The organism is Bradyrhizobium sp. AZCC 2176 (assembly GCF_036924645.1).
In the GTDB taxonomy this organism is placed as follows: domain Bacteria; phylum Pseudomonadota; class Alphaproteobacteria; order Rhizobiales; family Xanthobacteraceae; genus Bradyrhizobium.
Map to the genome: position 1 here is coordinate 5,363,324 of NZ_JAZHRX010000001.1, position 21,839 is coordinate 5,385,162.

19 protein-coding genes and 1 pseudogene are annotated in these 21,839 nt (G+C 63.1%); 9 read left to right on the forward strand and 11 right to left on the reverse strand.

Annotated features, from left to right (window positions below; genetic code table 11):
• Window positions 1-240: 240 nt before the first annotated feature.
• From V1288_RS25165 to V1288_RS25185, 5 genes are all read left to right on the forward strand, one after another.
• A complete protein-coding gene (locus V1288_RS25165) occupies window positions 241-1,209 on the forward strand; it encodes a Bug family tripartite tricarboxylate transporter substrate binding protein (RefSeq protein ID WP_334359602.1) in 969 nt (322 codons plus the stop codon).
• Window positions 1,210-1,351: 142 nt separating this feature from the next.
• On the forward strand, window positions 1,352-1,777 hold the full coding sequence (locus tag V1288_RS25170) for a GNAT family N-acetyltransferase (RefSeq protein ID WP_334359603.1): 426 nt from the start codon (window positions 1,352-1,354) through the stop codon (window positions 1,775-1,777).
• A gap of 157 nt (window positions 1,778-1,934) precedes the next feature.
• Entirely contained in the window at window positions 1,935-2,267 is a 333-nt protein-coding gene (locus V1288_RS25175) for a rhodanese-like domain-containing protein (protein ID WP_334359604.1), read from the forward strand.
• 8 nt (window positions 2,268-2,275) lie between these two features.
• Window positions 2,276-3,448: an aminotransferase gene (locus V1288_RS25180; RefSeq protein WP_334359605.1), complete on the forward strand. Its 1,173-nt coding sequence runs from the start codon at window positions 2,276-2,278 to the stop codon at window positions 3,446-3,448.
• A 3-nt stretch (window positions 3,449-3,451) separates the two neighbouring features.
• A complete protein-coding gene (locus V1288_RS25185; protein WP_334359606.1) occupies window positions 3,452-4,558 on the forward strand; it encodes a polyamine ABC transporter substrate-binding protein in 1,107 nt (368 codons plus the stop codon).
• A gap of 315 nt (window positions 4,559-4,873) precedes the next feature.
• Here V1288_RS25185 and V1288_RS25190 read toward each other — a convergent pair whose 3' ends face one another.
• From V1288_RS25190 to V1288_RS25215, 6 genes are all read right to left on the reverse strand, one after another.
• Window positions 4,874-5,809 (reverse strand): lipid A biosynthesis lauroyl acyltransferase, encoded by a 936-nt coding sequence (locus V1288_RS25190; RefSeq protein ID WP_334359607.1) that lies wholly within the window; start codon window positions 5,807-5,809, stop codon window positions 4,874-4,876.
• Between the two features lie 20 nt (window positions 5,810-5,829).
• Entirely contained in the window at window positions 5,830-7,107 is a 1,278-nt protein-coding gene (locus V1288_RS25195; RefSeq protein WP_334359608.1) for a beta-ketoacyl-ACP synthase, read from the reverse strand.
• Window positions 7,108-7,142: 35 nt separating this feature from the next.
• Window positions 7,143-8,345: a beta-ketoacyl-ACP synthase gene (locus tag V1288_RS25200; RefSeq protein WP_334359609.1), complete on the reverse strand. Its 1,203-nt coding sequence runs from the start codon at window positions 8,343-8,345 to the stop codon at window positions 7,143-7,145.
• On the reverse strand, window positions 8,338-8,811 hold the full coding sequence (locus tag V1288_RS25205; protein WP_334359610.1) for a 3-hydroxyacyl-ACP dehydratase FabZ family protein: 474 nt from the start codon (window positions 8,809-8,811) through the stop codon (window positions 8,338-8,340). Before V1288_RS25205 ends, V1288_RS25200 begins: the two co-directional genes overlap by 8 nt.
• A gap of 9 nt (window positions 8,812-8,820) precedes the next feature.
• Entirely contained in the window at window positions 8,821-9,114 is a 294-nt protein-coding gene (locus tag V1288_RS25210) for an acyl carrier protein (RefSeq protein WP_028346689.1), read from the reverse strand.
• Window positions 9,115-9,317: 203 nt separating this feature from the next.
• Window positions 9,318-11,234 carry an FAD-binding monooxygenase gene (locus V1288_RS25215; protein WP_334359611.1) on the reverse strand — a complete coding sequence of 639 codons (1,917 nt, stop codon included), beginning with the start codon at window positions 11,232-11,234 and terminating at the stop codon, window positions 9,318-9,320.
• Between the two features lie 192 nt (window positions 11,235-11,426).
• On the opposite strand from V1288_RS25215, the gene V1288_RS25220 reads away from it, so the two are divergent.
• Window positions 11,427-11,894, forward strand: coding sequence for a MarR family winged helix-turn-helix transcriptional regulator (locus V1288_RS25220; protein WP_334359612.1), 468 nt, complete (start codon window positions 11,427-11,429; stop codon window positions 11,892-11,894).
• A gap of 958 nt (window positions 11,895-12,852) precedes the next feature.
• Here V1288_RS25220 and V1288_RS25225 read toward each other — a convergent pair.
• The 4 genes from V1288_RS25225 to V1288_RS25240 all read right to left on the reverse strand — a co-directional run bounded on the left by V1288_RS25225 (window position 12,853) and on the right by V1288_RS25240 (window position 16,329).
• A complete protein-coding gene (locus V1288_RS25225) occupies window positions 12,853-13,236 on the reverse strand; it encodes a hypothetical protein (RefSeq protein WP_334359613.1) in 384 nt (127 codons plus the stop codon).
• A gap of 125 nt (window positions 13,237-13,361) precedes the next feature.
• On the reverse strand, window positions 13,362-13,856 hold the full coding sequence (locus tag V1288_RS25230) for an MgtC/SapB family protein (protein WP_334359614.1): 495 nt from the start codon (window positions 13,854-13,856) through the stop codon (window positions 13,362-13,364).
• Window positions 13,857-13,878: 22 nt separating this feature from the next.
• Window positions 13,879-14,457 (reverse strand): peroxidase-related enzyme, encoded by a 579-nt coding sequence (locus V1288_RS25235; RefSeq protein ID WP_334359615.1) that lies wholly within the window; start codon window positions 14,455-14,457, stop codon window positions 13,879-13,881.
• A gap of 111 nt (window positions 14,458-14,568) precedes the next feature.
• Window positions 14,569-16,329 carry an ATP-binding protein gene (locus V1288_RS25240; protein WP_334359616.1) on the reverse strand — a complete coding sequence of 587 codons (1,761 nt, stop codon included), beginning with the start codon at window positions 16,327-16,329 and terminating at the stop codon, window positions 14,569-14,571.
• A 588-nt stretch (window positions 16,330-16,917) separates the two neighbouring features.
• Here V1288_RS25240 and V1288_RS25245 point away from each other — a divergent pair.
• Together V1288_RS25245 and V1288_RS25250 are read left to right on the forward strand one after the other, a co-directional pair.
• Window positions 16,918-18,669: pseudogene (locus V1288_RS25245) on the forward strand (EAL domain-containing protein); the annotation flags it as partial.
• An 84-nt stretch (window positions 18,670-18,753) separates the two neighbouring features.
• Window positions 18,754-20,013 carry an MFS transporter gene (locus V1288_RS25250; protein WP_334359617.1) on the forward strand — a complete coding sequence of 420 codons (1,260 nt, stop codon included), beginning with the start codon at window positions 18,754-18,756 and terminating at the stop codon, window positions 20,011-20,013.
• 27 nt (window positions 20,014-20,040) lie between these two features.
• On the opposite strand, the gene V1288_RS25255 is transcribed toward V1288_RS25250, so the two are convergent.
• A complete protein-coding gene (locus tag V1288_RS25255) occupies window positions 20,041-21,018 on the reverse strand; it encodes a tripartite tricarboxylate transporter substrate binding protein (protein ID WP_334359618.1) in 978 nt (325 codons plus the stop codon).
• Window positions 21,019-21,110: 92 nt separating this feature from the next.
• Here V1288_RS25255 and V1288_RS25260 point away from each other — a divergent pair, with 92 nt between their 5' ends.
• The gene (locus V1288_RS25260) at window positions 21,111-21,836 is read left to right on the forward strand and encodes a TetR/AcrR family transcriptional regulator (protein WP_334359619.1); all 726 of its coding nucleotides are present in this window, start codon (window positions 21,111-21,113) and stop codon (window positions 21,834-21,836) included.
• The last annotated feature ends 3 nt before the right edge of the window (window positions 21,837-21,839 follow it).

Here is a 21,839-nt window from a genome sequence, read left to right on the forward strand (position 1 = left end):
AAAAAGAAATCGGCCAGACTCGTGCGGTGCATGGCTCTTGATTCATGCCTTCCGCTAGTCGTGCAACTGATGTAGCCTAGTCATGAGCTGCCGAGCGGGACGTGCCGAAGTCCCCTTTTTTCTTAGCCGCAGCGTCCGTGCCGTCGGCAGGCGTGCATCGAAATTCAACCGACGTCTGCGTGTGCGGCCTCCCGTGTGGCTCCGCAGGGACTCCGTATACCAGCAGTTTCGGAGGCCGCGATGAACGTTCCGCGCCGTCAATTCCTGCATCTGGCAGCGGCTGCTGCCACGCTTCCGGCATTATCCCATTTCGCTAGCGCGCAGAGCTACCCGACACGACCGGTGCACCTGCTCGAAGGCTTTGGCGCCGGCGGTGCACCCGACATCGTCGCGCGATTGATCGGTCAATCGCTATCGGAGCGCCTTGGACAGTCATTTGTTATCGAGAACCGCAGTGGCGCTACCGGCAACATCGCCACTGAGGCAGTCGTGCGGGCATCCCCGGACGGCTACACGCTGCTGTTGGTTGCCACGCCAAATGCGATAAATGCGACCCTGCTCAACCTCAGCTTCGACTTCATCCGTGATATCGCGCCGATCGCAGGTATCGTTCGCGTGCCCTTGGTCATGGAGGTCCATCCGTCGGTTCCCGCCAAGACAGTCGCGGAGTTCATCGCCTATGCGAAAGCCAATCCCGGCAAGGTCAATATGGCGTCAGCCGGGACCGGATCTACGACCCATTTGGCCGGCGAAATGTTCAAAACGATGGCCGGCGTCGATCTCTTTCACGTGCCTTATCGGGGCGCGCAGGTATTTCCTGCCCTTCTCACCGGCGAAGCGCATGTCTACTTTGGCCCGCTACTCTCATCGATCGAATATGTCAGGGCCGGCAATTTCCGCGCCTTGGCGGTAACGACGGTGGCGCGCTCGCCAATATTGCCGGACGTTCCAGCTCTGGGCGAAACGTTGCCCGGTTACGAGGTAAGTGCATGGTTCGGCATCGGCGGTCCAAAGCGCACGCCGGAAGAAGTCATCGAAAAGCTGAACAAGGAAGTCAACGTAAGCATCGCCGATCCGAAACTCCAAGCGCGGCTTGCCAATCTGGGCGGCATGGCCCTTGGCGGATCGCCCGCCGACTTCGCCAAACTGATCTCCGACGAGGTCAAGAAATGGAGCAGGGTGGTTTTGGCGGCTAATATGAAACGGTGATGAGCAGGGGGGAGCTGCCGAACTACGGATTCGGCCGGCCGATGTCCGCTTCGGGGTTCTCTCAATAGCGGACATTGGCTCGGCAGGTCCATTTGACTAGCTAGGGGCGCAGGTGACGATGGGGGCCGTTTACCGTCGAGCGATGGGCAAGGACGCCGGCGGTCTCTACGACATTCGACGACGGTCTATCCTTGAACTCGCGCCTCCAACGATGGCTGCGGCCGAGGCGCAGGGGTGGGCGGCGCGGCTTACGCTCTCCGGAATGGCGCGAAAGCTGCGTGAACTGGAAATATGGGTTGCCGAGCTGGACGGCGAGATCGTCGGATGGGGGGCCATTCGCGGCGACAGGTTGGAGGGCTTGTATGCGGCGCCTGAATTCGCCGGGCAGGGCGTAGGCGTCGGATTGCTCGCCATGCTCGAAGGGCTGATGCGCGACCGCGGGTTCCCGTCGGTGCACGCAGAGGCAAGCACGAACGCCCGCGACTTCTACCTTCGTCGCGGCTACCGGGCGACCGGTCCTCAAACGCCGAAAGGCGCCTGGCCCATCGCGAAAGAACTTCTCGCCTGAAAACAGGGGTCGCAGGAGAATAAGTGCGTCAGGCGGTGGCCAGTTTCGCTGCCCTTTAAGCCGTTCACGGCGCTTGATTTTCGTCGCGCCAGAGGCGACTTTGGCGCCCGCGCGGCGGGGCTGATCGGAGCCCTGCGCGGAACGGTTTCGGGAGGATATGTTGGCGGACCATCAGGTGCACGATTTGATGCCGGAAGACGTCTCCAAGGGGATAGCGGAAGGACGCTATCTTCTGGTCGACGTCCGCGAGCCCAATGAGGTGGCGGTGGAAGCCTACCCGGATGGCGTGGTCGTGCCGCTCCAAAGCTTCGATCCGGCGCAGATTCCGGATCCGCAGGGCAAGCAGGTGGTTTTCGCCTGCCGTTCAGGCAAGCGCTCGGTGACGGCGTCGCTGGCGGCCCAGGCGGCGGGCCTTCCCTATGACAAGCATCTGGCCGGCGGCATCATCGGGTGGAAGGCCGCAGGCTTGCCGACCAGAACCGGCGGCTGATCTCCACCATGACATCCATGAATAAGGTCTTTGCCGACCTTCCGGTCACCGTGTTCGAGGCCATGTCGCAGGCCGCGCGCGACAACAACGCCATCAATCTCGGCCAGGGCTTTCCCGACGATCCCGGGCCGGAGGACATCCGCCGCGCCGCGGCTGATGCCACGGTGAACGGCTACAACCAATACCCGTCGATGATGGGCATTCCCGAACTGCGGCAGGCGATCGCCGCCCATTACGGACGCTGGCACAAGCTCAGCCTCGATCCGATGACCGAAGTGATGGTGACCTCGGGCGGTACCGAGGCGCTGACCGCGTCCATCCTCGCCGTCGTCGAACCGGGCGACGAGGTCGTGGTGTTCCAGCCGGTCTATGACAGCTATCTGCCGATCATCCGCCAGGCTGGCGGCATTCCGCGCCTGCTGCGGCTCGAGCCGCCGGGCTGGCGGCTGACGGAGGAGATGCTGGCAAGCGTCTTCAATCCCAAGACCAAAGCGGTGCTGTTCAACAATCCGCTCAATCCGGCCGCCGTCGTCTATTCCCGCGAGGACCTCGAACTGCTGGCGCGGTTCTGCCAGAAGTTCGATACGATCGCGATCTGTGACGAGGTCTGGGAGCACGTGGTCTTCGACGGCCGCGAGCATATCCCGCTGATCACGGTCCCGGGCATGCGCGACCGAACCATCAAGGTCGGCAGTGCCGGCAAGATCTTTTCGCTGACGGGATGGAAGGTCGGCTTCGTCTGCGCCGCGCCGCCGCTGTTGCGCGTGGCTGCAAAAGTGCATCAGTTCCTGACCTTCACGACCGCGCCGAACCTGCAGGCCGCGGTCGCCTATGGCCTCGGCAAGCCTGACGAATATTTTTACGACATGCGCAAGGAACTGGCGCGGAGCAGGGACCGTTTGACGAAGGGATTGGAGAGCATCGGCTTTCCCGTGCTGAAGTCGCAGGGCACGTATTTTCTCACCGTCGACCTGTCGCCGCTCGGTCTCAACGAAACCGACGTCGAGTTCTGCAAGCGCATCGTGACCGATTATAAAGTCGCCGCGATCCCGGTGTCGGCGTTCTACGAACAGGACGCGGTGACGTCGGTGGTGCGGTTCTGTTTTTCCAAGAAGGACGAAACGCTGGATACCGCGCTGGAGCGCCTGTCGGACGCGGTGCGCGGCCGCCGCAAGAGGTAGCAGATGCGCGACCTTCTCCGACGTTCGCTTGGCCTGATCGGTGCAGCCGCCGTGGCGCTGTCGCTCTCGCCCGCGTGGGCGCAGGAGCGCACGGTGAACTTCTACAACTGGTCGAACTATATGGCACCGGGGGTGCTGGAAGACTTCACCAAGGAAACCGGCATCAAGGTGGTCTACGACACGTTCGACGCCAACGAGACGCTGGAGACGCGCCTGTTGGCAGGAAAGTCGGGCTACGACGTCGTGGTGCCAACAGGCTATTTCCTGCAGCGCCAGATCACGGCGAAAGTCTTCCTCAAGCTCGACAAGTCGAAGCTGCCGAACCTCGCCAACGCCTGGCCGGTGGTGACCAGCCAGCTCGCCACCTATGATCCCGGCAACAATTACGCCGCCAATTACATGTGGGGCACCACGGGCATCGGCTACAACGTCAAAACCGCGCAAAAAATTCTCGGGCCGGATGCGAAGATCGATAGCTGGGATATCGTCTTCAAGCCGGAGAACCTCGCCAAGTTCAGGGATTGCGGCATCCATATGCTGGACTCCGCCGACGACATTCTGCCCGCAGCGCTCGGCTATCTCGGGATCGATCCGAACTCGACCAAACAGGCCGATCTGGAAAAGGCCGCCGAGCTCGTCAGCAAGATCAGGCCCAATGTCCGCAAGTTTCATTCCTCGGAATATCTGGGCGCGCTGGCGTCGGGCGAAATCTGCTTCGTGGTCGGATGGTCGGGCGACGTGATGCAGGCGCGCAGCCGCGCGGCGGAAGCGAAAAACGGCATCGAGATCGGCTACACCATCCCGAAGGAGGGCGCGCAGATGTTCTTCGACAATCTGGCGATCCCGGCGGATGCGAAGAATGTCGCGGAAGCCTATGAGCTGATCAACTATCTATACCGCCCGGACGTTGCGGCGAAGAATTCGGACTTTTTGTCCTACGCCAACGGTAATCTGGCAAGCCAGAAGCTGGTCGATCCGAAGATCCTCAACGACAGGAATATCTACCCGGACGAGGCGACGCAGAAAAAACTGTTCGTCATCCAGGCCCGCGACCCGGCGACGCAGCGCATCATTAACCGGCTCTGGACCAGAGTGAAGACCGGGAGGTGACGGCGGGGCGGCGTCGGGCTCGCTTGCCACGTCGCTCCCAACAAACTTCTGTTGCCGAAACCCGACACAGAATCTATAGCTCCCTCCGGGAGCATCACATGACAACCATCCTCACGTTCTTTTCAACGCGCACGCTGCTGCAGATCATCTTCGTCCTGGGATCGGCTGTCGCGATGAAGGCGTGGAGCCTCGGCTTGCTGTTCGGCGGATAAGCTTTCCGTAGCCCGGGCGGAGCGAAGCGCAACCCGGGAATGCGAGACAGCGCGAAAATAGTCCCGGATTGCTACTCGCTCCACCCAGGCTACGCCCGCTTAACTACCGCCACCTTCTGTGCAGCCACAGCCACTGGTCCGGATATTCCCGCACCCAGCCTTCGACCACTGACGTCACCGCCTGCATCGTGCCCTGGATGTCGATCTGGCCTGAGGCGTCGCGCACCGGCTTGACCTCTTCGGACAATTCCGCGCGAAAACGGTGGTTGGGCAGGCGGACGATGCGGACGCCGTGCACGGGGCATTCGACCTGCCGCAACAGCCGCGCCAATGTCGGATTGGCCTTGGTCTTGCGGCCGAAGAACGTCACCTCGACGCCGTTGCCCATGTACTGATCGACCAGCATCGCGACATGCTGGCCGCGCTGCAGCGCCTCGGCGAGCTTGAGCGGCGCGTCGCGGCCGGCCGGCACCAGCGTGCCCATCTTGACGGCGCGGATCCGCTCGATGGCGCGGTCGACGGCCTCGATGTTGGGCCGGCGGAACAGGATCGCGCAATCGAGGCCGTGCGCGACGGCGCCGAGCGCCGGGATTTCCCAATTGCCGAGATGGCTCGCGAAGATGATCGCCGGTTTGCCGTCGTCGCGCAAAGAATCGAAGATTTCCTTGGTCCGCGGGGGGAACTCGATGCGGCTCGGCTTCTCCGGATGATCGAGGTCGTAGTCCCAGATGTGATCGAGATGGGCGAACTCGGCGCCGATGCGGCCGAGATTGTCCCACACGCCGGACAGAATGGTCTCGATCTCTTCCGCCGATTTCTCGGGGAAGGCGGCCTTGAGATTCTCGCGCCCGATGCGGTCCTCGCGCAGCCGCCGGCCAATGAAGCGGGTGGCGCGGCCGAAGAAATTGGCGGTTTTGTCCGGATCGAAATAGCGCGTGGTGCGCAGCAAGGCGATCGTCAGCGCGCCGACGGCCAATTCCGCCACCGGCTTGGCGGCGTCGCGCAGGCGCGCCTTGGTACGTAGGAGCAGGCGGTTCATGTCAGCGAAGCAGCTACCTACTACACCGGTTCGCGCGTCAGGATTAGCGAAGCATTTTGCCCGCCGAAACCGAACGAATTCGACATCACGGCGGTGACCTTGGCATCGCGCGCGGTGTTGCCGACGACGTCGAACAGGATTGCCGGATCCGGAACCTCGTAGTTGATGGTCGGCGGAATCCGCTGATGCTCCAGCGTCAAGAGCGAGAACACCGCTTCGACCGCGCCGGCCGCCGAGATCGTATGCCCGACCATCGACTTGTTCGACGACACCGGGATCTTCGGCAGATGCTCGCCGAACACGACGGCTGTGGTGTTGTACTCCATCTTATCGTTTTCCGGCGTCGCGGTGCCGTGCGCGTTGATGTGGTCGATCTGCTCCGGCTCGAGGCCGGCATCCGCCAGCGTCTTGCGCATGCAGCCGATGATCGGCTTGCCGTCCGGGCTGGAGCGGGTGCGGTGGAACGAGTCCGTCAGCTCGCCGCAGCCGGCGACCACGCCGAGGATTTTCGCGCCACGGGCGATAGCTGACTCATAGCTTTCCAGCACCATCGCGCCGGCGCCTTCCGCCATCACGAAACCGTCACGGTTCTTCGAGAACGGCTTTGAGGCGGCCTGCGGCGGATCGTTCTGCGTCGACAGCGCCGACAAGAGCGAGAACCGCACCAGGGCTTCCGTGTTGACCGAGCCGTCGGTCGCCACGCACAGCGCAGCATCCGCATCGCCGCGGCGGATCGCCTCGACGCCGAGCTGGATCGCGGTCGCGCCGGAGGCGCAGGCGGTGGAGAGCGAGATCGGCGAGCCCTTGGTGCCGAAGGCTTCGGCCAGATGGCTCGCCACCGAACCGAACATGAAGCGATGATGATATTTTGCGTACCGGCCGCCACCGCTGATGCGCAGCATGTCGTCATAGCCGAATTCGGTCTTGCCGATCGCGCGCCCGAGTTCGAGCCGTTGCGGCCATTCGACCTCGACCGGCGCTACCGCAAGAAACAGCGGTCCGGGAAAATCGGCCTTGGCGCCGATCGCGGCCTGTTCGAGCGCTTCTTCGGTGGCCATTTCAGCGAGCCGCTCGGTCAGTCCCGTCGAGGTGACGGGATCGACGGTGACGAAATCGACCGTGCCCGCCATGGTCGACTTCAAGCCGTCGATCGGAAAGCGCGTCACCGTCTTGATGCCTGATACACCCGCAGTCAGCTTGCGCCAATTGTCCTGCTTGCCGGCGCCGAGCGACGTCACCACGCCCATGCCGGTGACGACGACGATCGGCCTGCCGAATTTATCGCGTGGTGCTGACATGGTTCCCCCGATGTTGCGCCGTGACTGAATGCGCTCTACTTGACGGCCTCGACCAGGGCCATGCCTTCGCCTTGCCAGTGACCGGCCCCCACCACCACAATCTGGTTCGGGGCATCAGTCTTTTCAACCTCGAGCCCGGTCGGATCGTTGGGCGGAAACAGCGCGCCGCGCGAGAGCGAGAGCGCGGCCAGCGCCAGCCCCAGCGGAAACTGGGTTTCCAGCGTGTGGCCGAACATCGTTCCGGTGGCGCGCACCGCAAATCCCGGATGCTGGCGCAAGAACGCCTTTTCTTCCGAGGTCACCGGCTCGGCGCCGGTTGCGCCCGTGATCAGATTACCGCTGTCGCCGGCGACGCCGAGCTTCGGCCACAGCGCTTCCAGCGATCTGGTCACCGCGCCCGGCTGCTTGCGCTGGGCGAGGTCGGCCACCACCTTGGTCAGTTTTGCATACGGCTTGGCGCCGCGCGCTTCGGCATGCTCGCGCGATTCCAGCACCAGGAAACAGCCGGCGGAGCCGAGAGCAAAGCCGCTTCCAGCTTCGCGCTGCCAGACGGGGGCATACTTCTCTTTCAGATTGAAATCGCCGAATTCATAGAGGACCAGGAGGTCGGAGCGCTCGCCATTGTGGGCGGCGCCGACCAGCGCGATGTCGCTCTGCCCGGACTCGATACGCGCGAGTGCGATCCGCGCCGCGTCGATGGAGGCGGCTTCCTCGCCCATGAAGGTGCGCGACGTTCCGCACACGCCGTGGACAATGGCAATGTTGCCGGCGAGCAGGTTGGAGAGCTGAGCCAGAAACAGCGTCGGCCGCAGATCGTTCATCAGCCGTTCGTTGAGAAAGGCGGGGCTCGAATTGCCCTTGGCGTCGGCGGTCATGATGGCGAGGTCGACCGCGAGGTCGCGCTCGCCGCCGCCGGCGGCGATAATCATGTCCGTCCGGCCGAGAATTTCCTTGTTGCCCTTGATGCCGGCCGAATCCAGCGCCAGCCCCGCGGCATAGGTGCCGATGCGCTGCCACGCCTCCATCTGGCGCTGATCGCCCTTTTTCGGGATCTGGGCGTCGAAGGTAACCGGCGCCAGCGGATGCACGATGTAGGGCGCAAAGCGTTTGTCGTCGACGTTGATCTTCTTCTCGTTCAGCGCATCCCAATGCGCGTCCAGCCCTTCGCCGAGCGAGGAGACGATGCCGATGCCGGTGATCCAGACTTCCTTGGCGGCCGGGGACTTCTGATCAGTCATGCGTTATCGCCTGCAGTGGGAAGCCGATCTTGTTGGCCAACGCGTCCATGTGCACGCGCAAGGCCGGATCGGGGAAGGGGGCCAGGCCGAAGGTGAGCTCGGCGCTGCACTTCAATTCCTTGCCAACGCGCGCCTTTACCTTGGTGACGGCAAAACCGGAACCTTCATGCTCGAGCTTCGCCTCGATCGTCAGCAACTGGCCGGGACTGACGAAACCCCGCATCTTGGCTTCCTTCACGATGGCCAGGAACGGCATGCGCTCGAACTTCAGGGCGCCGAGTATCAGCCAGCCGGAACTTTGCGCCATCGCTTCGGTCAGCAGTACGCCGGGCATGATCGGGAAACCGGGAAAATGCCCTTCGAAGATGGTATGCGACGCCGGAACCTGGGCCTCGACCGTGATCTTCCTTTCGTCGAGATTGAGGTCGACGATGCGGTCGATCAGTAGGAAGTAATCAAGCTGCATGGCCGGCGACTAGGCGCCCGGCGCTGCATTCTTGGCGGCGACCAGTTCGTCGATGCGATCGGCGAGATTCTGCAGCACGAAATACTGCTCTGTCGTGGCCTTGCCGTCGTTGACCTCCTGGGTCCATTTTTCGAGCGGCATCTTGATCCCGAACGCCTTGTCGATGGCAAAGGCGATGTCGAGGAAGTCCAGGCTGTCGATTCCCAGATCGTCGATGGCGTGGCTCTCCGGCTTGATCGTGTCGCGCGGAATGTCGCAGGTCTCCGCGATAATGTTGGCGATCTGATCGAATGTGGAAGACATCATTAAGCCTTTGATATATTGGAGATAATCCGGAACGGCTTGAGGAGGCGGGTGAACGGCCCCGGAAGGCCCTGTTCCCTCGGCCGGAGTCGAGTGCCCGTATATCGGAGCGGGGCCCTGAGTTCAATGGACGCGGCCGTTCCCCTCACATTGGATTTGAGGGCAAACATGGCAGTTTCGGGGAGCGGGACCACCCCAGCGTTTTACCCCGCCCGCAGCATGAACCCGTCGAAGTAGGCCGCAAGCTCCGCGTAACCATCGAGCGGCAGCACGTGCGCGACATATTGGTCCGGCCGCACCACGACCATGCAGCCCTTATTCCGATCGATGCCGCGCATTGCAAAGATGTCGTGGCCGCCCCTGAGATCCGGGCAGAACATTTTTTCGTAGTCGCGAAGTCCGTAGCGGCCCTTTGGCGGGAGCAGGAGCGGGGGCATTGCCTCGATCGCGAGCTCGGGATGAGCCTGCTGGAATACGGCGCGGACGTCGATCACTGAATCGATATCGGTGCCCGCGGGCGTGTGTCTCCTCACGGGAGATTTTGGATTCTCGCTCAGGAAATCGCACAGCGAGCGAACAGGGGAGGTGGCGGCCGCGGGATCTTCAGCGCCGGCAAAGATGAAGAGCCGGAAGCGTCCGTCCGCCTTCGTGACGTGGCCGAGGTGAACCGGCTTGGCGTCCGAGAGGCGAACGACCGGCGCAGAGTGAAAACGCGTGCCGATCACAAAACCGTTGGCGAGATGCTGATGGTTTGGTTCGGCGGTGATGATGGACGGACGGTAGTGGGTCGCCGTTCCCGCGGTGTAGCGGCCGTGCCGGACGAAATAGTCCTGGGTTTTTGCGGCATCCGCGCCCTTGTTGTCGCCCTTGGCAGACGCCAGGATCGCGGCCCATTCGCGGTCGAAGTCGATCAACTCCTTCGCAACTGCCTGCCGTTCCGCCGAATAGCTATGCAAAAGATCCGGCGCGCTGCGCTGGCGCAGCACGGAAGCAAGTTTCCATCCGAGATTGAAGGCGTCCTGCATCGAGACGTTCATGCCCTGGCCAGCCTTAGGGCTGTGGGTGTGGCAGGCATCGCCCGCGATGAACACGCGGGGCAGGCGCGAGCCGACCTCTTCCGCCGGCACGTCGTCGAATTTGTCACACAACCGCTGGCCGATCTCATAGACCGACCACCAGGCGATCTCCTTCACATCGAGCGTATGCGGATTGAGAATCCGCCGCGCCTTCGCGATCAGATCGTCCGGCGTGATGTTGCGGCTGGCGACCCGCTCGCCGGCGTCGAGATTGGCGAGCTCGACATAGAGCCGGACGAGATAGCCGCCTTCGCGCGGGATCACGATGATGCTGCCGTCGCTGGCCGATTGGATCAGCACCTTGAAGCGGATGTCGGGGAAGTCGGTGACGGCAAGGATGTCCATCACGCCCCAGGCATGGTTGGCGGAATCGCCACGCAGCTCGCGCCCGATCGATTTGCGCACCGTGCTGCGCGCGCCGTCACAGCCCACGACGTAGCGGGCCCTGACGGTCTCGACCTCGCCCTCGTGCCCGGCATCGAGCCGCTCGAGGCTGACCGTGACCGCGTGGTCTGCCGCAGGCGAGGTCCGGACATCGATCAGGCGCCGCGCATAATATGGCTCGAGCTTGGCCTCCGATTTGCGCATGACGTCGAGATAGCAATCATGCACGCGCGCCTGGTTCAGAATGACATGCGGAAATTCCGACAGCCCGTCCTCGACGTCCTGGACCCGGCCGCTGCGGACGATGTTTTCAGCGTTGCCCTCATCCGGTTTCCAGAACGTCGTTTCATTGACCCAATACGCCTCCTTCAGCACGCGCTCACTGAAACCGAAGGCATGGAACATCTCCATGGTGCGGCAGGCGACGCCGTCGGCCTGGCCGCGTAACAGCCGGCTGGGTTTCTGCTCGACAATGCAGGTCTTGATATCCGGAAAGGTCGAAAGCTGCGCCGCCAGCGTCAAGCCCGCCGGTCCGCAGCCTATGATCAGGACGTCGACTTCCGCCGGAACCGGTCCTGACGTGCCCGAGGGCAAAACCCGCTCGACGGGATCGGTGATTTCGGGGTCGCCCGGCTCGAATCCGTTCAAATGAAACTGCATGAGACCTGCTCCTCCCGCTCCTGGCCCCAACGTGATTTTGACCGATAGGTTGCCGTTCATCGATGGCGCCGGTCGCCGGACAGGCGGTGGACGCGGGTACCAAAAGGCCCATCGGCGATATTGCTCAGCATGCTGATTATCAGTACACTTGTCAATTCCAGATCTGACTTCCAACCTGCCTTGGAGCGTTCGGTGAGAGACAACAACGAGATGCCTGGCCATCTGGCACGCCGCTTCCAACAGATCGCGGTGGCGGTGTTCTTGGCCGAGGTCGAGGAAGCAGGCTTCGACCTCACACCGGTTCAGTACGCAGCGCTGGCGGCGATCAAGCTCAACCCGGGGATCGATCAGGTGACGCTGGCCGGCCTGATCGCCTATGACCGAACCACCATCACCGGCGTGGTCGACCGCCTCGTGCAAAAAGGCTTGCTGGTGCGCCACGCCAGCAGCCGCGACCGCCGCGCCCGCGAGTTGCAGATAACCGACGCGGGAAAGCGAACGCTGCGCGTCATCACGCCGGCCGTCGAAGCGGCCCAGCGGACCATGTTGCGCGGTCTCACCGAAAAGGAGGGCGCGGAGTTGATGCGGCTGCTACGCAAGGCCATCGCCGCCGGCAACGAACTCAGCCGCGCGCCACTGCGGGATGCGGAGTTGCGGTGAGGAAGGAAGGACGCGAATGAAGCAGCCCGTAGGTAGAGCGCACCGAAACCCATCGTCGAAACGGCGGATTACGCTGTCGGCTAACGCCCGGTTCGATGTGATACAATGCCGATTGAAGAAGGGGCGAGGCCCTACGGGCGGGTGATCGAGGCTATTCGGGCGTGCGCGATGGGACGATTTTTCGTAACAACTTCAAGCTGATTTGCCCCGTCCAGCCTCGGTTGCAAAAATAATCCGCTTCGCCGTCACCCCAAATCAGTCCTACAAACCCGCCATCCCGTCCTGAACAAGAGGGGCGTTGGCCATCGTCACGAACGTTGGGATGGGATGCGGTGGACGCGGCAGCGTCAGGCGCGCAGAGGAAGTCGCAGGGCAAGTTTATCTTGTGAGCGAAATCCGGCGCGCAGGACGTACGGCGCTGAAGCGTACGGCAAAACCGTGTGGTCCTGACGCCCGTGGCTGGTGCCAAGCTGCCGGTGGCGAATTTGATCCAACCGGATCGATTGAGCCATCAAGCCGGCAGCGATGGAGGCAAGACGAATTCGTCTCCAGGGAGAGCGCGGCATAAGCCGTCAACCCATTGCGCAGGGAATGCCGGAGTGCTCCGGCTGTACCTGTATGCTCGTGTGCGCACTTCTACCTATATTGCACACGAGACCGCGGGTGCAGCAAGCACCCGGCATTCCCTGCTCCCTCTTAGGGAGGGACAAGGTTCATGCAAACCTCGGGCACAGTGTGTCGCGAGAATGCGAAACTGCATCAACGTCATTGCGAGCCAACGGGTCGGCGCGAAGCGCCGGCCGATGACAGGCTCTGCGAAGCAATCCATCTCACCACACGAAGGAAGAATGGATTGCTTCGCTTCGCTCGCAATGACGCGGATAGGCCGCGGCGTACTCGAAGGCGAGACCCGGTGGCGGATATGACGAGGTAATTTAGTGCGACGATCGTGCGCCGACTACCCCGGCGGCGTCACCGAAATCCGGGCGCAGTCGCGGCGGCCCATCAGGACGCAATCCTGGGTCTTGCGGAGATCAGCGATGCTCACGGCGAGCCAGATGCCGATCGCGGTCAACGCCACCGTGAAGGCGAGCGCGGCGATATTGGCGAGCATCCGATGACGGAAATCATCGCCCTCGTCACGCGGCCGCTCGTAGCGGGACAGATCGTTCGCTGCAGGCGGCGTGTTAGTGTTGGGTGTGTTGGTGTTGGGCGTCTTGGCGTTGGGCGTCTTGGCCGGATCGGATTCGTCCCGCCGGGTCGGCGGGTGAGCGGAGGTGCGCGGCCGGAACTTGAGCACGATGTGCTCATCGTCCGAAATGATGGGCCGCTGGGTTTTCACTGCTGCCGGTCCGCGAGAATTCCTGCGCCTTTCTTAGCACGACGGCAGCACTTCCAACATGAAATCTTGCCGCGGGGCAGCCATCCATCCGCGCAACGTCTGATGGAACCTGCTGTGCTCGGCGGCTACGTCGGGAGTTTGTCCGACGAGGAGCCAGCAGGCGGTTCCTGCTCGGTCTCGTCCTTGCCGCCAAGCTTCTTGTGTAACCACGGTTCAATTCGGCCGCCAACCGTCAGGACCGCGAAGGTCATGACCAACGCGATAATGACCAATCGCCATTGTCCGAGGCCGCAGACAATTCCGATGCAGGCTGCCAGCCAGGTGCAGGCGGCACTGGTGAGCCCGCGGACCCTGAAATGCCGTCCCGCATGGACAATGACTCCGGCGCCAAGAAAACCGATCCCGGTCAGGATTCCCTGCATCACCCGGCTGCCCGCGTCCGAAACGGTTCTGCTCTCGTCGGAATGGACCGGCACCAGGAGCATGGCGGTCGCCAGGCTGACGAGCGCGAGCGTCTTCAGCCCGATCGGCTTTCCCTGCAGATCGCGGTTGAGACCGATCAGGCCACCCGCCAGTGTGGCGACGCCAAGACGTACTATGATGTCGGTCCAGTCCAGCAACGCGAAAACCTCCGGCGTCGGCCTATTTCGGCAACCGCCCCATCATGTAGAACTCGTCGTTCGGGCGCATCGCGGTGACGTTGGCCAGCCGGTTCGACAGCGCAAAGAAGGCCGCGATCGCCGTGATGTCCCAGATGTCGTCGTCGCTGAAGCCGTGGCCGGCCATTTCCGCAAAATCCGCCTCCGAAACCGTGTTGGCTTCCTGGCTCACCTTCATGGCGAAGTCGAGCATGGCGCGCTGCCGCGGCGTGATGTCGGCCTTGCGGTAGTTAACCGCGATCTGGTCGGCGATCTGCGGGTTCTTGGCCCGGATGCGCAGGATCGCGCCATGCGCGATCACGCAGTAATGGCACTGGTTGGCGGCGGAGGTCGCGACCACGATCATCTCGCGCTCGGCCTTGGTCAGCCCGCCATCCTTCTCCATCAACGCGTCGTGATAGGCAAAGAAGGCACGGAATTCGTCGGGACGATAGGCGAGCGTCAGGAAGACGTTCGGGACGAAGCCGGATTTCTCCTGCACCGCGAGGATCCGGGTGCGGATATCCTCCGGCAGCTTGTCGATGGCGGGCGGCTGAAATCGTTGGGTGGCGGGCTTGGTCATGAAAGGTTCCGGCTTAAGGCTGCGCAAAGCGGCGTTGGCCGGAACCATATAGCGTTTTGGGCTGAGGTGGATACCGGCCCGCGCGAAGAAATCACGCGAGCCTCGCGGCTGCTAGCGCAGCGGCTTTTTCAGGAGCGAGAACCGGTCGGGATCCAGTCCCATCGAGGGCTGCAGCATCGGCGCTTCCACCGGCGTCATGATGCGGGCGGCAGGCCGGTCGCTGATCGAGGGATCGTTCGGCACGTCGCGATGCGAGGTGGCGCCGCGCCAGCGGTCCAGCACGGCGGAGACGAAATGCATGTCGTGGCCGGCGGTAACCGAGGGCACGGTCGCAATGGTGGCTTCGCTGCGCGGCAACTGATGGACCGGAACTTCCTTGAAGCGCAGGCGGGTCGGCAGCGCCACGCCTTCGCCGAAGGCCAGCACCTCGCGGGTGCCGAGCGAGGGCACGAACGACAGCAGGTTTGCAGCGGCGTCAGAGACCGCCGAGCGCAACAGCGCCTGGTCGCGGTCGTTGGCAAGGCGCATCGCAAACAGCGTGTTGCACTGGGAGATGATGGTGGCGTCGAGTTCGGCCGGACGCTGGGTGACGAGGCCGAGATAGACGCCGTATTTGCGGCCTTCCTTGGCGATGCGCGAGACCGCCTTGCGGGTCGGGCCGAAGCCGATGTTGCGATCGGCCGAGGCATAACGGTGCGCTTCCTCGCAGACGAACAACAGCGGCGATACGCCGTCGCTCCACAGGCCGAAATCGAACGCCATGCGGCACAACACCGACACCACGGAATCAACGACTTCGGCGGGGAAGCCGGCGAGCTGCATGATGGTCATCGGCCGGCCGTTGGCAGGCAGGCGGAACAGATGGCTGATGACTTCCGCCATAGTGTCGCCGCCGACATTGGCGTTGTCGAACATGAAGGTGTAGCGCGGATCGTTGCGCACGGTTTCGATGCGCGAAATCAGCTTGTGATAAATGATGCGCGAGGAGCGGTTCTCCAGCTTGCCCATCCGTTCGTCGATCAACGAGATCAGATCGACCAGCCGGTACGGCACCGGCGTATCGACGGTATAGACGCCGGACTTCGGGTCGATGCGCTTGAGCCCGAGCCGGTCGGAGTTCTGATACTGGGTGTAGATGCCCTTCGCCATCGGAATGACTTCGGCGAGGATGTCGAGCTCTTCGGGCACGCCCGGGCGGCCGCCGAACAGTACGTCGACGATTTCTTCGAAATTGAACAGCCAGAACGGCAGTTTCAGGTTGCGCGGGTTGAGCACCAGCGCGCGGTCGCCGAAGCAGCGGCCATACTCGTTGTGGACGTCGAGCAGGAAAATCCGCAGGTTCGGCCGCGCTTTGAGAATCTCGTTGAGCAGCAGCGACACGCTGGTCGATTTGCCGACGCCGGTGGAGCCGAGGACGGCGAAATGCTTGGAGAGCATTTCCTCAACGTCGACATAGGCGATCACCGACCGGTCCTGCTGCAGGGTGCCGACATTGATCTGGTCCGAGCCGCTCGGCGCGTAGACCGTGCGAAGGTCCTGGGCGGTGACGAGGTCGACGGCGTCGCCGATGGTCGGATAGTTGGTGACGCCACGCTGGAATTTAGGGCGCTCGCCGCCGGAAATTTCGCCGAGCAGATCGACCGACGCGCTCGCGATATAGCTGTCCAGGTTCGGCAGATCCTCGCACGACACTTCGGTGATCATCGCGATGATGGTGGAACCGGCGCAACGGATGCTGATGAAGCGGCCGACGGTGGCGCGCACTTCGGTGACGGGCATCGGGCCCGCGGCCAGAAGTCCGACCCGGGCGAGGGAGCCGCGCACGGAAATCACACGTCCGAAGGATGTCACGGTGTTGAACCTGGATCTCATGAATTGGGGTCTGACCTGCATTATGGTCGGCCGCAAATAGCGAAACGGTTAAACAGGGGCGGTTTCGCATCGGCTAAATCTGCGGCATCTCGGTCAGGATTCGTTTTTGCGAAAGAGTCCCGTCAGCACCGTCGAGCCTCAGTTGCGCTGAAAAATAAGGGCTTTCTTGCATTCCCGGCCGCGCGCTGTGCCGGCTTCGAATTAATCATTCGTTTACCACTTCGGACGAGAGGAGCCGCCCTGGGGCCCCGGCTCGGTAACCTCCGATTCCGGATCGCGGATTGGCGCCAATGCGTGTGCAAGGTAACCGATTGCTAACCGCAAGTTGTAACGCGCCTTCCATCAGTGTTGCGTAATACTACCACGGGACGCGCGATCAGCAGTCTTACATTCGTACCGGACCGTTGTCGCATTCTAAAGGCACGTCGGGTGAGCAACGAGGGTGGTCATCAAATATCGGGCGGTTCGGTCGGTTCTGCGCAAGGGGGCGGAACGGTCAAACTGCTTGCGGTGTGCGGGGGGCTGCTCGCGGCGATCGTTGCGGCCGACTTGGCGACATCGGCATGGAGTCTTCGCGAACGCGTGTTGCTTGCGATTGTCGCCGTGCTTGCCGTTGCCGCCGGACTGCTGCTGCGACGTGATCGATTGACCGACCGGCGGCTGGCGGCGGAGCGGCGCCAGCTCTCGATTGCCGTGAACAACATCCCGCAAGGTCTTGTTCTCTATGATGCATCGGCGCGGATCATCATTTGCAACCAACCCTATCTCGACATGTTCGGACTGTCGCCCGATGTGGCCAAGCCCGGCTGCACCATGCAGCGGCTGATCGCTCACCGGAAGGAAACCGGATCGTTCGATGGCGACGTCGATGAATTCTGCAACGCGATCATCCAGACGGTGTCGCTCGGCGAGGCAACGCGCCAGTTGACGGAAGCGCCGGGTGGCCGGGCGATCGAAATCATCAACCGGCCGCTGAAGGGCGGCGGATGGGTCGCGACCATCGAGGACATCACCGAGCGCCGCCGCGCGGACGAGAAGATCGAGCATCTGGCGCACTACGACGGCTTGACCGACCTGCCGAACCGGATCCAGTTCAGCGAGCGGCTGGAACGCGCGCTCAGGGCGATACGGCCGGGCGAGCAACTGGCGGTGCTCTACATCGACGTCGACGAGTTCAAAAGCATCAACGACGCGCTCGGCCATCCGATTGGCGACGAGTTGCTCAAGGGCGTCGCCGAGCGGCTGCGCGGTTGCCTCAAGGAAACCGATGTTGCGGCCCGGCTCGGCGGCGATGAGTTCGCCGTCATTCAAACCGCTATCAAGGACCGGTCGGAAACTACTCGGCTCGTTGATGAAATCCATTCGGCGATCAGGCAGCCCCTGGCGTGCATGGGGCATCTGATCACCACCGATGCCAGCATCGGAATAGCGCTTGCGCCCGGTGACGGGGTGGACCTCGACCAGTTGTTGAGGAATGCGGACCTCGCGCTCTACGGCGCCAAGGCCGACGGACGGCGCACCTACCGCTTCTTCGAGGCCGGCATGGATCAGCGCGCCAAAGCGCGGCGCAGCCTGGAGTTCGAGCTGCGTCAGGCGATCAACAACGGCGGCCTCGAGACCTACTATCAGCCGGTGGTCAACATCGAGGACGGCAAGATCTCATCCTGCGAGGCGCTGTTGCGGTGGCGGCATGCCGAACGCGGCATGATCTCGCCGGCGGAATTCATTCCGGTTGCGGAAGACAGCGGCCTGATCAATCAGCTCGGCCTGTGGGTGCTCAATACCGCCTGCGCGGAGGCGGCCACCTGGCCGGACCATGTCCGCGTCGCGGTCAACGTCTCGCCGGTGCAGTTCAGGAGCCCGTCGCTGGCATTGAACGTGGCGGCGGTGCTCGCGGCGTGCGGCCTTCCGGCAAGCCGGCTGGAGCTCGAGATCACCGAGGCCGTGCTCATTCGCGACGACGAGGCGGCGCTCGACATGCTGCACCAGTTGCGCAAGCTCGGCGTCCGGATCGCGCTGGACGATTTCGGCACCGGCTATTCATCGCTCAGCTACCTGCAGCGTTTTCCATTCGACAAGATCAAGATCGATCGCTCCTTCATTCGGGATATCGCCGGTCCGGGCGCGTCCTCGACCATCGTCCAGGCGGTGGTGAACATCGCGGCGGCCAGCGACATGACGACGACGGCGGAGGGCGTCGAAACCGAGCAGCAGATGAACCTGCTGTACATTCTCGGCTGCACCGAGATGCAGGGCTATTTGTTCAGCCCCGCGATACCGGCCGCCGAGGTGAGGCGGCTGTTGCACTCGCACCGCGGCAAGGCGATGTCGGCGGCTTGAAACGCCGGGCGCGGCTTGCTATCGACGGTGAGGCAAAAATAAGAACAGGGCAGGGTGGACCGCGATGAATCGCGACAACGCATCTTGAGCGACCCGGCGCGACATTCCGCGCTCGCACCATTCCAGATCAGGAACTACCGCTTTCAATGGCCCGCCGATCTGCTCACCTCGTGGGCGTTCGAGATGGAGACGCTGATTCTCGGCTGGTACGTGCTGGTCGAGACCGGTTCGGTGCTGTTGCTCACTCTGTTCGCCTCGCTCGGCTATGTCGGTACGTTGGTCGCGCCGATGTTCGGCGTCGTCGGCGACCGGATCGGTCACCGCGATCTCTTAGGCATGATGCGCGCCACCTATGCGGTGCTGGCTACCGTGCTGATGACGCTGGTGCTGTCGGGCCAACTTGCACCGGTCTATGTCTTTATGGTCGCCGCCGTGATGGGGATCGTCCGGCCATCGGACCTCGGCGTGCGCGGCGCATTGGTCGCGACCATCATGCCGCATGGCCAGTTGGTCGGGGCGATCAGCATATCGCGCACGACGATGGATACCGCGCGCATCGCCGGCGCGCTGAGCGGCGCCGGCTTGTTTGCCGCACTCGGCATGGGCCCGGCCTATGTGGCGATCGTCTGCCTTTATATTACCGCTAGCGCGCTGACGCTGCGCATCGTGGCGCCGGTAAAGCCGAGTGCGGCGGGCGAGGCTGTCAGCGAGGCGTTGCAGCATTCGCCGCTGCGCGACCTCAAGGAGGGTGTTGCCTATTGCTGGACCACGCCGCGGATGCAGGCCGCGCTCTGGGTGGCGTTCCTGGCCAATTTGACGGCGTATCCGCTCTCCAACGGCTTGCTGCCGTACATCGCCAAGGCAATCTACGGCACCAACCAGACCGGGCTTGGATATCTGTCGGCGAGTTTCGCGATCGGTTCGCTGGCCGGCTCGATCGTGCTGAGCCTGATCCGCGATATCAGGGTGGCGCGGCTGATGATCGGCGCCACCGTCGTCTGGTACGCGACGCTACTGATCTTCGTGCAGATGCAGACGGTGCCGACGGCAATCCTGTGCCTGGTGGTGGCGGGTTTCTCGCAAAGCCTCGCCATGATCTCGATTGCCGTCATCCTGATGCGGACCGCGAGCGAGAATTTCCGCGGCCGGGTGATGGGCGTGCGCATGATGGTGATCTATGGCCTGCCGATCGGCCTGTTGGCCGCCGGCAGCCTGATCGACGAGATCGGATTTGCGGCGACCGGCACGCTCTACGCGGCGGCCGGCCTCGCCTTGATGCTGGCGGTCGCGCTGCACTGGCGCGCCGATCTATGGCACGTGCACGCGCCGGCGAATGCGCGGTGATCCGACTGGCGAAGTCCGCGTAATCGCTCACTGCACCTTGATATTCGCTTCTTTCAGTACCGGCTCCCACTTAGCGGCCTCGGCGCGCATGAAGGCGTCGAAATCCCCAGGCGCATTGCCGACCGACGTGGCGCCCATTTTTTCCAGCGCAGTCAGGACCACCGGATCTTTCAAGGCGGCGGCAAGGTCGGCGTGGATCTTGGCGACCAGCTCAGGCGCCATGCCGGCGGGGCCGAGAAAACCCCACCAGACCGAGGCGTCATAGCCGGGGATGCCGGCCTCCGCGACGGTTGGAACATCTGGCAATGCCTTCGAGCGCTGCGCCGTCGTCACCGCTAAGGCGCGGACCGCATTGCCTTCGAGCTGGCCGACCACCTCGGGCAGCGGATTGACGCTCATGGGAATCTCGCCGGCGATGACGGCGGTGAGCGCAGGGGCGCCGCCCTTGTAGGGGATCGACTGGATCTTGACCTTGGCCATGTAGTTCAGAAGCTCGCCGGCGAGATGGGCCGAGGTGCCGTTGCCGGACATGCCGTACGATAATGACTCCGGCTTTTCGCGCGCAGTCGCCAGCAACTCCTGCAAATTCTTCACCGGACTGTTTTTGGACACCACGATCGCGAGCGGCGAATAGGCGATCTCGCTGATGGCGGTAAAGTCCTTGAAGGTGTCGTAGGGCAGTTTTGGATAGAAGAACTGGTTCAGCGGATGGCCGCTTGCGACCAGGATCAGCGTGTAGCCATCCGGCGCCGATTGCGTGAGCGCCTGCGACGCGATGATGCCGCCGGCACCCGGCCGATTTTCGATGACCGGCTGCTGCCCCCAGGTTTTCGACAGCGATTGCCCGAGCGTGCGCGCCAGTACGTCGACGGCGCCGCCGGCGGCGTAGGGCACCAGGATGCGCACGGGCCTGGTCGGGAACGGCTCCGCATAGGCGTGCGTGGCCGCCAGCGAAAGCGTGGCGGCTGAGAATACGGTGCGCAGGATCTTGCTGAAAACGGACATGCGGGGCGCCTTCCTCTGGAATAGGATTTTTGTTGACTAGACCTTATCATTTGTACAAACGTACAAAACTCGAGAGCAGAAAGCAAATTGCCATGACGCGAAATCCCAACATGCGGGAAGCCATCCTGAGCGCGGCCGAGCTGTTGTTCTCGACGCGCGGCTTCAATGCCGTGTCGATCCGCGACATCGCGCTGGAAGCCGGCGCCAACCCGGGCAGCATCACCTATCATTTCAAAAGCAAGGACGGGCTGCTGCTTGAAATCTACAAGCGCCATTGCGGGCCGATGAACAAGCGCCGCATCGAGTTGCTGGTGGCGGCACGGCGCGTGCGCGACGTTCGCGACCGGCTGGAAGCGATCGTGCGGGCCTATGTGCAGCCGGCGTTTTCATCCAGCAGCGATCTCGCCGGCGGCGGCGCTCGGTTCACGCGGCTGCGTGCCGTGATGTCGGCCGAAGGCAACGCCGTGGTGGGCCGCATCATCGCCGAGATCTTTGACGACACCACCAACGCCTTCATCGAGGCCATCGAGGAAAGCCTGCCGCATCTGCCGCGGACGACGATCGTGTGGCGGTCGCAATTCCTGCTCGGCGCACTCTATTATACCCTCGTCAGCCCGGAGCGGGTCACGAGGCTCTCTCGCGGCGAGGCCGACGGCGCCGACATGGCGGAAGCGATCGAGCAACTGGTCACCGCAACGGTGGCCTCGTTGCAGGCGTCCGACGTCGATCACATCGACACTGCATCCCTTCGGACGAAACCAGCCCAGCCGCCGGCAAAAGGCGCCGCTGGCAAGCGGAAAGAAAATCCGGCTTCATGACTA

Coding starts and splice junctions, on each gene's coding strand:
- V1288_RS25165 (WP_334359602.1), top strand. CDS start 241: ATGAACGTTCCGCGCCGTCAATTCCTGCATCTGGCAGCGGCTGCTGCC.
- V1288_RS25170 (WP_334359603.1), top strand. CDS start 1,352: ATGGGCAAGGACGCCGGCGGTCTCTACGACATTCGACGACGGTCTATC.
- V1288_RS25175 (WP_334359604.1), top strand. CDS start 1,935: ATGTTGGCGGACCATCAGGTGCACGATTTGATGCCGGAAGACGTCTCC.
- V1288_RS25180 (WP_334359605.1), top strand. CDS start 2,276: ATGACATCCATGAATAAGGTCTTTGCCGACCTTCCGGTCACCGTGTTC.
- V1288_RS25185 (WP_334359606.1), top strand. CDS start 3,452: ATGCGCGACCTTCTCCGACGTTCGCTTGGCCTGATCGGTGCAGCCGCC.
- V1288_RS25190 (WP_334359607.1), bottom strand. CDS start 5,809: ATGAACCGCCTGCTCCTACGTACCAAGGCGCGCCTGCGCGACGCCGCC.
- V1288_RS25195 (WP_334359608.1), bottom strand. CDS start 7,107: ATGTCAGCACCACGCGATAAATTCGGCAGGCCGATCGTCGTCGTCACC.
- V1288_RS25200 (WP_334359609.1), bottom strand. CDS start 8,345: ATGACTGATCAGAAGTCCCCGGCCGCCAAGGAAGTCTGGATCACCGGC.
- V1288_RS25205 (WP_334359610.1), bottom strand. CDS start 8,811: ATGCAGCTTGATTACTTCCTACTGATCGACCGCATCGTCGACCTCAAT.
- V1288_RS25210 (WP_028346689.1), bottom strand. CDS start 9,114: ATGTCTTCCACATTCGATCAGATCGCCAACATTATCGCGGAGACCTGC.
- V1288_RS25215 (WP_334359611.1), bottom strand. CDS start 11,234: ATGCAGTTTCATTTGAACGGATTCGAGCCGGGCGACCCCGAAATCACC.
- V1288_RS25235 (WP_334359615.1), bottom strand. CDS start 14,457: ATGACCAAGCCCGCCACCCAACGATTTCAGCCGCCCGCCATCGACAAG.
- V1288_RS25240 (WP_334359616.1), bottom strand. CDS start 16,329: ATGAGATCCAGGTTCAACACCGTGACATCCTTCGGACGTGTGATTTCC.
- V1288_RS25255 (WP_334359618.1), bottom strand. CDS start 21,018: ATGTCCGTTTTCAGCAAGATCCTGCGCACCGTATTCTCAGCCGCCACG.
- V1288_RS25260 (WP_334359619.1), top strand. CDS start 21,111: ATGACGCGAAATCCCAACATGCGGGAAGCCATCCTGAGCGCGGCCGAG.